8 protein-coding genes and 1 tRNA gene are annotated in these 11,761 nt (G+C 45.0%); 3 read left to right on the forward strand and 6 right to left on the reverse strand.

The annotated features are described in order from the left end of the window. Positions 1–29: 29 nt before the first annotated feature. Positions 30–3,815 carry a reprolysin-like metallopeptidase gene (locus tag B4Q04_RS05665; RefSeq protein ID WP_088696221.1) on the forward strand — a complete coding sequence of 1,262 codons (3,786 nt, stop codon included), beginning with the start codon at positions 30–32 and terminating at the stop codon, positions 3,813–3,815. Then, on the forward strand, positions 3,812–4,492 hold the full coding sequence (locus B4Q04_RS05670; RefSeq protein WP_013993496.1) for a hypothetical protein: 681 nt from the start codon (positions 3,812–3,814) through the stop codon (positions 4,490–4,492). The genes B4Q04_RS05665 and B4Q04_RS05670 overlap by 4 nt, the downstream gene beginning before the upstream one ends. Here the strand turns inward: B4Q04_RS05670 and pth are convergent. The 3 genes from pth to B4Q04_RS05685 all read right to left on the reverse strand — a co-directional run bounded on the left by pth (position 4,479) and on the right by B4Q04_RS05685 (position 6,852). Beyond that, positions 4,479–5,108 carry an aminoacyl-tRNA hydrolase gene (gene pth / locus B4Q04_RS05675; RefSeq protein ID WP_013993497.1) on the reverse strand — a complete coding sequence of 210 codons (630 nt, stop codon included), beginning with the start codon at positions 5,106–5,108 and terminating at the stop codon, positions 4,479–4,481. The two genes, B4Q04_RS05670 and pth, sit on opposite strands and share 14 nt — an antisense overlap. 120 nt (positions 5,109–5,228) lie before the next feature. Continuing rightward, positions 5,229–5,864: a 50S ribosomal protein L25/general stress protein Ctc gene (locus B4Q04_RS05680; RefSeq protein WP_088696222.1), complete on the reverse strand. Its 636-nt coding sequence runs from the start codon at positions 5,862–5,864 to the stop codon at positions 5,229–5,231. A gap of 46 nt (positions 5,865–5,910) precedes the next feature. Next, a complete protein-coding gene (locus B4Q04_RS05685; RefSeq protein ID WP_013993499.1) occupies positions 5,911–6,852 on the reverse strand; it encodes a ribose-phosphate pyrophosphokinase in 942 nt (313 codons plus the stop codon). A 152-nt stretch (positions 6,853–7,004) separates the two neighbouring features. Here B4Q04_RS05685 and B4Q04_RS05690 point away from each other — a divergent pair. Next, positions 7,005–7,085 (forward strand) — tRNA-Leu (locus B4Q04_RS05690). Between the two features lie 76 nt (positions 7,086–7,161). Here B4Q04_RS05690 and B4Q04_RS05695 read toward each other — a convergent pair. The 3 genes from B4Q04_RS05695 to B4Q04_RS05705 form a co-directional block, all read right to left on the reverse strand. Further along, positions 7,162–8,265, reverse strand: coding sequence for an acyltransferase family protein (locus tag B4Q04_RS05695; RefSeq protein ID WP_088696223.1), 1,104 nt, complete (start codon positions 8,263–8,265; stop codon positions 7,162–7,164). Positions 8,266–8,278: 13 nt separating this feature from the next. Further along, entirely contained in the window at positions 8,279–10,087 is a 1,809-nt protein-coding gene (locus B4Q04_RS05700) for an alkaline phosphatase (RefSeq protein WP_013993504.1), read from the reverse strand. Positions 10,088–10,166: 79 nt separating this feature from the next. Beyond that, positions 10,167–11,756 (reverse strand): RagB/SusD family nutrient uptake outer membrane protein, encoded by a 1,590-nt coding sequence (locus B4Q04_RS05705; RefSeq protein WP_088696224.1) that lies wholly within the window; start codon positions 11,754–11,756, stop codon positions 10,167–10,169. Positions 11,757–11,761: the final 5 nt, after the last annotated feature.

Below are 11,761 nucleotides of genomic sequence, written 5' to 3' on the forward strand. Positions count from 1 at the left end.
TATATTTGATTCTGTTCTAAACCCCCTTAATGGTTACAAAATTACGTCTTGTTTTTTCAATTACCATAGTATTTCTCTCCTTTTACGCTTCGGCGCAAAGTAAATATTGGGAAGCGTCTACGGTAAGCAAGCGTGTACAACGAAGTGTTTTACAGGGTTCCGAGGATAATGACAGTAAAATCTTCACGTTACGTGAGAATCTTTTTAAGGAAGAGTTGAAGTCTTCCATTACTTCCAAAAAGGCTTCCCATATCGTATATTTTCCAAATTCGAAGGGGGAAATGGTGGCTTATCGCGTACACGAGAGTCCTGTTTTGTCGGCAAAGCTTTCGGAAAAGTACCCGGAAATCAAGTCATATTCGGGCCGGGCCTTGAACGATAGCCAAGATCGTGTGCGTTTTAGTATTTCGCACAACGATGTTCAGGCGATGATCGTTTCGGCCAAAACGCACAAGAACAGTTTTATTGAAAAGAACGAAGATCAAACTTATGTGCTGTATACCGAATCTTCTGATTGGGTCGATAAGTCCGATTTTATTTGTAGTACGGCGGATAAAGTAATGAAGGCCGAACCAAATTTGACGGCCAAGCCTTTAGATGGGCAGGTGCTTAGAAAATATAGGTTGGCCATTTCGGCAACGGCGGAGTATACCCAATACCATGGGGGAACGGTAGCCGATGCCCTTGCGGCGATCAATGCCACCCTTACCCGTGTAAACGAAGTTTTTGAAACCGATTTGGCCGTACGTTTGGAATTGGTATCCGACACCGATAAAATTATTTATACCGATAGTGGCTCTGATCCGTATACAGGTTCGTTGAGCTTGTTGGGCGAACAGGCCCAAAATGCCATGACCAGTGAGATCGGTGAGGCGAATTACGATTTGGGACATGTTTTCCATAAAGGGGAAAATGGGGGGAATGCCGGTTTTATCGGGGCCGTATGTGTAGATAACAGAAAAGGGAGTGCTTACTCCTCAAGCTTGGTGCCTAAGGGCGATAAGTTCGACCTTGATTTTGTAGCCCATGAATTGGGCCACCAGTTAGGGGCCAACCATACCTGGTCGCACGAGAACGAGGGTACCCAAGTACAGGTCGAGCCCGGTAGTGGTTCTACGATCATGGGGTATGCCGGTATTACCGGGGTCAATGATGTAGCGGCTAGGGGAGATGATTATTTTCATTATATCAGCATCAAGCAGATTATTGACAACCTTAAGGAGAAGAGTTGCGGGGAGGTCATTAGTATAGCCGATACACCACCGGAGGTAGCCCCTTTAGAAGATTATGTGATTCCGAAATCGACACCCTTCGTATTGGAGGGAAGTGCCACCGATGCCGATGCCGGAGATGTTTTAACCTATACTTGGGAGCAGATTGACAATGGTATTGTTACCAATTCGTCTTTTGGGCCGAATAACGCCAGTGGGGCCAATTTTAGGTCACGCTTGCCCAGTTTGGTTCCGGTTCGGTATTTTCCCATGCTTTCGCGGGTAATCCAAGGTCGGTTGACCGAAACCTTTCCGACCCGGGGCTCTGCTTGGGAAACGGTATCGGATGTAGAACGCGATATGAATTTTGCCTTTACCGTACGCGATAATGCCGCAGGTGGGGGTCAAGTGGTTTCGGAATTGATGAACGTTCAGGTGGTAAACAGTGCCGGACCGTTTAAGGTTACATCACAGGCCTCGCCCCAAGCCTTCGTAGCGGGGGAGGTCATTGAAATCGATTGGGATGTTGCCGGCACCGATATGCTGCCCATTGCTACTAAAAAAGTGGATATAATGCTTTCCGTAGACGGGGGGCTTAGCTTTTCCGAACCTTTGGCGACAGGGGTTGATAACAATGGTACGCATAAGGTCGTATTACCAGGGGTAACCGCCACCAAGGCCCGTATCATGGTCAAGGCGGCCGACAATATTTATTATGCGGTCAACGATGCCGATTTTAGTATTGCGGCCTCGCCCTTCATTATGAACTTTTCCGAATTGGAATATGAGGCTTGCCATTTTGATGACCTGATCATTCCCTTTATATACGAAACGTATTCGGGTTTTAATGAAGAGGTTACCTTTCAGGCATCTGACGTTCCTGATAATTTGGGTATTTCCTTTACGCCGGCTACGACATCGGTTGGAGGCACTCCTGTAGATATCCTACTCGAAAACACGGAGAATGTACCAGAAGGCGCTTACTCCATTACCATTTCTGCCGTTTCGGCCAGCTTGACGAAAGACATTACCTTCGATTTGAACATATATGACGACGACTTTCCCGAGGTACAGCTTAACGCTCCGGTCGATGGGGCCATAGATGTGTCTATCAACGAATTGTTGGAATGGGAGGAAGACCCGTCGTATACCGCATATGAAGTGCATATCGCCACCGATGCCGCCTTTAGCAACTTGGTAGAGCTCGTTACCGTTAACACCAATAGTTACGTACCGGCGGAATTGAACAACCAAACGCAGTACTATTGGAGGGTGAAACCCTTGAATGCTTGTGGTGGAGGGCCTCTTAGTGCTACTCGAAGCTTTACTACCATTCAGGTGGATTGTACCAATAAGCGCGCGAGGGACCTTCCTTTGGAAATCGTTTCGACCCAACGGAGTACGGTGATTTCAAAAATCGCCTTCTTTGAAGATTTGAAGGTTGACGATATTGATGTGAGGTTGGATATTGACCACGAGTATCTCGAAGATTTGGTGGTGACCCTAACTTCACCGTCAAATACGGTAGTGCCTTTATTTTCAAGTTCTTGTGGGAAATTAAGGAATGTAGATGCCACTTTTGACGATTCGGCGTCCGACTTTGTATGTGGCACTTCTTCAAGTGATGCCATTCAGGGAAGGGTAAAGCCCTTAGGCTCTTTAAGTGCCTTTAAAGGCGAATCGGTTTTGGGGGAATGGATATTGACCGTAGTCGATAATGCTTCGGGTGATGGAGGGGTTATCAATAGCTTTTCTTTAGACATTTGTGTAGAGGGTGAATTTAGGCCCGATGTAGATGATGATGGGGTTTTTGATGATGGGGATGATTTGTGTCTTAATACGCCCCCTGGGGTTGAAGTCGATGTCTCGGGTTGTCAGGTTTTTCGCTTTCCGTCCGATAATTTTGTGATTACCGTTGAGAGTGAGACCTGTAGAAACAACGATGATGGAATGATTTCCTTAACCGCAGCATTGCCCTTGGATTACACGGTTACCGTTACGGGTAATGGACAGGATGTTACGGATACCTTTACCAGTGATTTTGAATTGTTGAACCTTAGCTCGGGTACATATACCTTGTGTATAAATGCTTCGACCCCAGAGTTCGACTATGAGCCGTTTTGTGTGGAAGTGACGGTTTCGCAGCCCGAGCCCTTAGGGGTCTCGTCTTCGGTTTCGTCAGACGGAAAGCAGCTGGTGCTCGCAATGGAAGGTGCCGACCTGTATACCATTGAATTGAATGGGGAAACCTTGTTGACCGATAAATCGGAAGTTACCTTAGATCTAAAGTCCGGAAGCAATACTTTACGGGTATCTACCGGTTTGGCCTGTCAGGGCATTCATGAAGATAGTTTCTTTGTGGCGGGCGACCCCGTGGTATTTCCCAATCCGTTTGACGAGACTACCAAGATTTTGCTTAGGTCGTCGACAGAGACCGTTAGAATCGATATCTTTACTTTAGCGGGTAGATTGGCCAGGAACACCGAAGCTATCCCTCGTAGCGGCGCTATCGACCTCGATTTTACGGGGCTGCCATCGGGGATATATTTGGTAAGGGTCGAAGGGGAGACGATAAAAGGTGTGGTTAAAGTGATAAAACGATGAGGATACTGACTTTCATAGTGATGGGAATAGTGCTCTTGTCGGCTTGTAAAAAAGACTCGCCAAAAGCACCTGAAAAGGCTGATTTAATAGCTCCTGCCAAAAACTCGGAATGCACCCCGGTGCAAGACGATGGTGCCAACAGTAGTTTGGTAAGGTTTAATTGGAAGGCTTCCGATCATACCGAAAACTATGAGCTAAGGGTGAAAAACCTTAATACCGATGCCGTGTTTTCAAAAAGTACGACCGGTACCGTAGAAATCGTTTCCTTAGATAAGGGTACGCCTTTTTCGTGGCAGGTTATAACCACTAACTCTGGAACGAATACGGCTACCGAAAGTGATGTGTGGTTGTTCTATAACCCCGGGAGCCAGACCGATCATGTGCCGTTTCCGGCAGAGATCATTTCACCGGTACAAGGGTCGACCGCTTTTAAGGACATCAACAATAAGGTAAGCCTAAAATGGTCGGGATTTGACCTTGATGGAGATATAGTGGGCTTTAAGGTGTATTTTTCCACTGAAAATCCGCCTACCGATTTATTGAGTGAGGTCAAGGCAAATGTTGATGAGGTAGAAGTAGGGGTGGCCTCTAACACCCTTTATTTCTGGAAGGTGGTTACCACAGATGGAAAAGGCAATATTTCCACTAGCGATATATCGGAGTTTAAGACCCGTTAAATAGGTTCATGGTTCGGGTAACACCGGCCAATACGAAGGATTGTACGAGTTCCGTGCTTTTTTCGAAGCGTTCCTTTAAGGCCTCCTTTTCGGCTTCGCTCCATTCCCCTAAAACGTATTCTACCTGCCGTCCTTTGCCGAAATCGGCGCCGACGCCAAACCTAAAACGGTTGTAGTTGACGGTCTGAAGTACATTTTGGATATCCTTTAAACCGTTGTGGCCACCGTTACTGCCCTTGGTCTTTACACGAAAGGTACCGAACTCCAGATTGATGTCGTCGGTAATTACCAAGACGTTTTCCAAAGGTATTTTTTCTTTGTCCATCCAGTATTTAAGGGCTTTTCCGCTTAAGTTCATAAAGGTTGACGGCTTAAGGCATAGCACGCTTCTGCCCTTTATTTTAAAAAGACCTATATCGCCCAATTTTGCCGTTTCAAAACTAAAGTCCATTTTGTCGGCAAGGGCGTCTAGTACCTTGAATCCGATGTTATGACGTGTTTCGGTGTATTTGTCGCCAATGTTTCCTAAGCCAACGATAAGGTATTTTTTCATGCTGTCGGTTTCTTGTAAAACGGTTTTGTTATTGGTGAAAATAGATTTAAATAAGTGAAACATAAGGTTTCGTTTTATAAGGATTATGTATTCATTCCCCTCGGAAAGATATAAACTTTGGGTATTTAAAAATACAAAAGCGCCCTGGTTTCAGGGCGCTCTTTATAAAACTTCAATTGAAATTTACTCTTGGCTTTCTGCACCCTCGGCTGCGCCTTCAGCTGCTCCTTCTTCACCTTCACCTTCACCTTCTTCTTCGTCGTCAACGACTACAGCTGAACGCTGGGTCTTAACTTGAACAACAACAGTGGTTTCTGGGTGTAAGATGCTAAATTCATCTTTCAACAAAGACTCTACGGTAATGTTTTCGCCGATTTTCAATTTCGATATATCTACATCGAAGAAATCAGGCAAGTTGTCAGGAAGTGCTTTAATGGCAAGTTTTCTCTTTCTGAAAAGTAAACGGCCACCACTTCTAACCCCTGGTGCATTACCTTGAAGACGAACAGGAATGTTCATCGTAACCTCTTTGTCATCGAACAGTTGGTAAAAGTCGATATGCAAGATTCTATCCGTTACGGGATGAAATTGAATGTCTTGCATGATAGCTCTTACTTTGCTACCGTTCAAGTCAATCTCTACGGTGTGTGCGGCTGGGGTGTAAACTAAATCCCTGAACGCTAACTCATCTGCTGAAAAGTGTAATGGTTTCTCCCCTCCGTATACCACGCAAGGAACCTGTCCAGCATTACGTAGGGCTTTCGTTGCCTTCTTGCCCACGCTTTCTCTTTCTGATCCTTTAATCTTAATTGACTTCATTATATGGTTTAAAATTAATACTCGTTATTGATTCGCTTTTTTACGGCTACATTAAAAATTTTGATGCGATAGAGGTGTTGTGGTGAACCCTATGCATTACATCGGCAAATAGTTCGGCACAGCTCAGTATTTTAACCTTATCGGACTTCCTTCTTGCCGGAATGGAGTCGGTTACGATAAGTTCGAGCAATTGCGAATTTTCAATTTTTTCATAGGCGTCTCCCGATAAAAGGGCATGGGTGGTAATGGCCCTAACGCTCAGTGCGCCTTTTTCCATCATTAAATCGGCAGCTTTCGTCAAGGTTCCGGCAGTGTCTACCATATCATCGACCAAAACTACGTTCTTGTCCTTAACGTCGCCAATAAGCTCCATGTGTGATATAACATTGGCCACGGCGCGCTGTTTGTAGCAGATCACAACGTCGCTTTCCAATGCTTTCGAATAGGCATAGGCTCTTTTAGAACCGCCCATATCGGGAGAGGCAATGGTCAGGTTGTCGAGGTTTAGGCTTTTCAAATAAGGTAAGAACATGGTAGATGCGAACAGGTGATCTACAGGTTTTTCGAAAAAACCTTGGATTTGGTCCGCATGTAAATCCATTGTAATTATTCTTGTGGCACCGGCGGCCTCGAGCATTTTTGCAACGAGTTTTGCTGCGATCGGTACACGTGGTTTGTCTTTTCTGTCTTGTCTGGCCCAACCGAAATAGGGCATTACCGCTGTAATGTGTCTTGCCGATGCACGTTTGGCGGCATCTAGCATAAGCAACATTTCCATAAGGTGCTCCGAACTTGGGTTCGTAGATCCTATAATGAAAATACGGGCGCCACGTACCGATTCTTCGAATGAGGGCTGGAACTCTCCATCACTGTATCTCGAGAATATTACGTTGCCTAATTCGGCGCCATATGACTTGGCTATTTTAGCAGCCAATTCGGCACTTTGTGTACAGGCAAAAATTTTCGGTTCGGGAACTTGGTAGGCCATGGGTAACGTATTGTGAACTAGTTTATTGACAAGTCGTTTTGTTAGCGAGGTGCAAATTTAGAAATTTATTTGTCTTGCTAAAGGATAAATGTTGTTATTTTTTTGTGATGGGAATAAATTTTTTTTTACTTTTGCAGTCCAATTTTAGTGCTGCTCGAGTGGCGGAACTGGTAGACGCGCTGGATTCAAAATCCAGTTCCTTTGGAGTGTGGGTTCGATTCCCACCTCGAGTACAAGATTGAAACGTAAAAGCCGAGACTATAATCTCGGCTTTTTTTGTATTCGGGTATGGGTTTTGAATAACGTATCCTATACCTTAATGTAGATTTTTTTTCTGTCCAACCAAAGGCCGATACTCCAGCAGAAGAGCATAAAGACCAGGGCAAAGGCAAAAGAGCCAAAATAAGGTCCTATCCAGCTAAAGCCTTTTTCATAGCAATATTGGTAGAGGGTCTGTTCTCCGTCTACGCGGATAAAGTTCATGCCTATGGCCAGGTACTCCGAGAGTAGATAGATGAAAAGCGGGTTTTTACCGAATATTTCAAAGAAATTATAGTTAATCGGTCGCTTTAGGAATTCAATGGTATAGATCAATACGGACAATACCACGATATCAAGACCTACGGTAAGCACCACGAAGGAGCTGGTCCATAATTTTTTGTTTACGGGAAAAGTAAGGTCCCATAAATAGGCCACTACCAGTAAACCCGCTCCTACAAGAAGCATTTTGGCCAGTTTTTCGTAATCGATGCCCTTGTCAATAATGTACTTTCCTACCAGGTAGCCGGCAATAACGTTGCATATGGAGGGCAAGGTGCTCAAAAGCCCTTCAGGGTCAAATGGAATACCATTGCCCATATAGAGGTGGCTGTCGCCCAAAAGCATTCGGTCTATGGTTCTAACAAAGTTTCCTTCCAAGGTGTAATCACCAAAGGCGCTTAATAGTCCCCAATAGCCCAATAGAATCACGGCCGAGGCTATAATCAATTGCCTATTGGTTAGAAAATAGATCATAATGGCGCCAATGAAATAACATAGGGCAATGCGTTGTAGTACGCCTAGAATCCTTGTTTCGCTAAAAGGAACGGCCGTAAGATCTCCAGTTTCCGTCCAAGAGAAAAAGGGAATCCAATACATGGTATATCCTAATAGAAATATAATCAAGGTACGCTTGGCTATTTTCTTGAAAATGTCGGAAAGCGGTTTGTCGGCCCATTTCGTTTTGACGAAAGCAAAGGCGTTGCCAACGGCGAACAAAAACGAAGGAAATACCAAATCGGTAGGGGTGAAGCCGTGCCATTTGGCGTGTAATAGTGGTGAAAAGGTCATGTCCCAGTCGCCAGGCGTATTGACAATAATCATCAGGCAAATGGTCAATCCGCGGAAAACGTCGAGCGCTTTGAATCTTTTCATGGTCGGTTATATTTTATTTGGACTCTAAGTTAAGTGCTCTTGTGATCTTTTCAAACATATCACTGTTTTCATAGATGCCTTGAAATGATTGCGAGCTTGGGCCATAAGCAAAAATAGGAACCATAGTGGCCGTGTGGTCGAAGGTAGTAAAAGTTCCTTCAATTATTCCTTTTTTGAGGTCGCCTTGTGGTATGCTAAAACCGGAGGTTTCGTGATCGGCGGTAATGACTACCAAAGTATTTCCCGATGTATCGGCAAATTTTATCGCTTCGGTGATGGCCCGGTCAAAGTCAATTCCTTCGGTAACGATACCTCCCACATTGTTGTAGTGCCCGTTACTGTCTATTTGGGCGGCCTCAACCATTAAAAAAAAGGGTTTGTCCTTAGAATTCAAAAATTCAATGCCATTTTTGGTGGCTACGGCTAGCGCATTGCCACGACCCTCCAAAACTCCGGGCACTCCTTTTTTAGAAAGAAAATAGCCAAGCTTGTCGGCCTTATGTTGACCGATTTTATCGATACGGTCTACAATGGTAAAATCGGTGTTTTTCCAATCGAAGGTGAAATTTTCTTCCCCTCCGCCAATAAAAAGGGAAAGTTTGCTCTTAAGGATGTCTTGGGCGATTTCTTTGGTGTCCGATCGGTCTTTTTGGTGGGCGAAGAAGGAAGCGGGAGTCGCACCGGTAACCTTGTCCGTGGTAATGATACCCGAAACGTAACCGTGTTTTGCGAGAAATTCGGGCATGTTCTCAATAGGCTTCCTCGAAGGGTCTAGGCCGATAGCGCGATTATAGGTTTTTGTACCCGTGGCCAGTGCGGTACCTGCCGCGGCCGAGTCCGTGGTGAAATCATCGGAAGATTGTGTCTTTAAAAAGCCGATGCTCTTTAGTTGCGAAAGGGTAAGCTCACCGCCATTGGCCAAAACGGCCGATGAAATTTGGTTTAGGCCGTTTCCGTCGCCGATCAGTAGTATCACGTTTTGTATGGGCACCTCTTTTTGGTCCGTAGCGTAGGTAGGGCGGTATACTTTTGAGTTTATGGTGTTGGTGTAGGTGCGTTTTTCCAGCGTATTGAGGTAGGCCGATGTCTCGTGGGGCATATCGGTATTTATGATGTCTACGCCCAAATCGGAAAAGGCTTTCCATGCGGTGTTTGAATCCGGTGTTCCCCAAAATCGGAAGGGCTTATTGAGATTGTGGGCTTTTGTAATGGCTTCCGATACGGTTTGGTAATCTTCTTGGGTAAGCCTGCCCTTTCCGTTCCATTCCGAATAGTTTTTAAAATTGACACTGATAAAAGCGACCTTTTTCCAATCATCGGAATCAAGGTCGCTCTCTAGCTTCTGATAATCGAAATAAATGAATTCGGGATAGGAACTATAGGTTTCGGGGTCGGGCCTTTGCCCAGAAATAACAATCTTTATGTCGGGCCGTGAGGTGATTTCGGGGTATTTTTTGAGTGCGACCAATATTTTCTTTAAGGTAGGAAGGGCTTTCGATTTGACATCGAGCATCAGCATAAGGCCGGAAGCGTCACCAATGTTGTTTTTGATGGCATACTTTATAGGGTCTAAATAAAGCATTTGTAATGTATTGCCCTCAATGATTTCCGATTCGGTGTGGGCAATGTTCAATTTACCGTTCTTTAAAACGACATCGGCCTCAATAATATCGAGACCATTGGCGTAAGCCTTCCAAAAGGGGACGTTTTGAAGGTAATCGTTGTGGGAGTGGATCAGGGTTTTTCGATTTTCTTGGGCAGTGAGCAGCGTAATGCAGAAAAGAGCGAATACGAAGGAATACTTTGTTTTGAATCTATACATGCTTTAAAATTATAAAAAGGGTGCCCCTTAAGGAAGCACCCTTTCGTAAAAAACTAAACTAACGAACTGATTTTTGTGATTACCATCCTTTGTTCTGTTGAATTCCAGATGATTCTATTACTGTATTGGGTATGGGCCAAACATTCATGTAGGAGGCGTCAAAATTTCGTGCAGGCCATACAATTTCAGAACTGTAAGGCGAATCGGGATCGGAACGATCGGTGTAGATGCGTCCAAAAATAGGTTTTGAATACGCTTCTTCGGCATCGCCCCAACGAATAAGGTCAAAATGCCGGTTGGCGAACTCGCCGGCCAATTCCACCCGTCTTTCATGTTTTAAATCGCTCATGGTCGCATTGGTAATGGGAGCAAGACCAGCCCTTTCCCGTACCATATTCAATGGGGCATCTCCATTTTTACCGTCCATAATGAGGGCTTCGGCCTTCATGAGCAACACTTCAGCATAACGCATTAGGGGAACGTTGTAAACGGTTGAGGGGGCATCGCCATTACTGTTGAGATAAGTTCCAATAGGGTTTTCGAACTGAAATTCATACATGTACTTGTTGAACTGAAAACCCGATAGGGAGTTTTCCGATTGGTATCTTCGGTTTTCCCCGAAATAGGTAAATTCATCTCCGAAGCTCAATATGGTCACCGCTTTTCTCGCATCACCGGCTTCAAATTCATTGTAAAGGCCTTCTGATGGGGTGTAGTATCCCCACCCGTTATACTTGCCCCAGCCCTTGTTTTCCAGCATGACACCGGTTAGAATACTGCCTTTGTCTACCCCGGAGTTAACGGACCAAATGTACTCACTGGTCCAGTTGTTCAAATGGCTGTGCAATTCACGGTAATCTGTTGACGGATTTCCCGTGTTGATCAATGCCCTACCCGAACCGCTATTGGTAACGGCATCGGCGTACTTTACTACCTCGGCATATCTAGAGGCATCGTGTTGTGCCCAGTATAGATTGGTTTTTGCCATATAGGCGTATGCGGCGTCCTTATGTGGGCGACCATAGTTATCGGAAGAATATTCGGTGAATAGCGGTAATAATTCCGCGGCTTTCATAAGGTCGGCCTCTATTTGCTTGTAGTTTTCGACCACGCTGGCCGGTCTTGAGTAACTACCGGCCTCATCGTTCATGTTCTCTTCCGTAATAATGGGTACGCCTCCATTTTCACCATTATCTCCATAGGTGTGGGCCACCCAGAAGTAACTGAAGGCCCGCATAAAGTAGGCTTCTCCCAAATATTGGTTTTTTAGGCTTTCACTTAATTCCATATTGGGGACGTTCAGAATTACATCGTTGGCCCTTCGGATCACCTTGTAGGTGTTGGGGTAGCATGTTGAGGTGTATCCGCCTTCTCCGCCTGTGATGTTAAAACTCTTAATATTGTCGGCCGCAGCTTTTATACGACCTGTAATCATGTCATCGGATGCATTGATGTACCAGAAGAATCCGCGGGAGAACATTTCTTCATCGGTCATATAGGCATACATGCTGTTGACAGCCTCGGAAGCATCTTGTTCAGATGCCCAAAAATTGGCATATGATGTGCTTCCTAGGGGAGTGACCTCCGTAAAATCGTCAGAGCAACTAATCAGGTTAAGGCCGGCAAAGCCCAGTACCAAGCTCATGGTTTTTATGCTATTGAATTTCATTTTTT

Source organism: Zobellia sp. OII3 (genome assembly GCF_002211465.1).
GTDB lineage: Bacteria > Bacteroidota > Bacteroidia > Flavobacteriales > Flavobacteriaceae > Zobellia > Zobellia galactanivorans.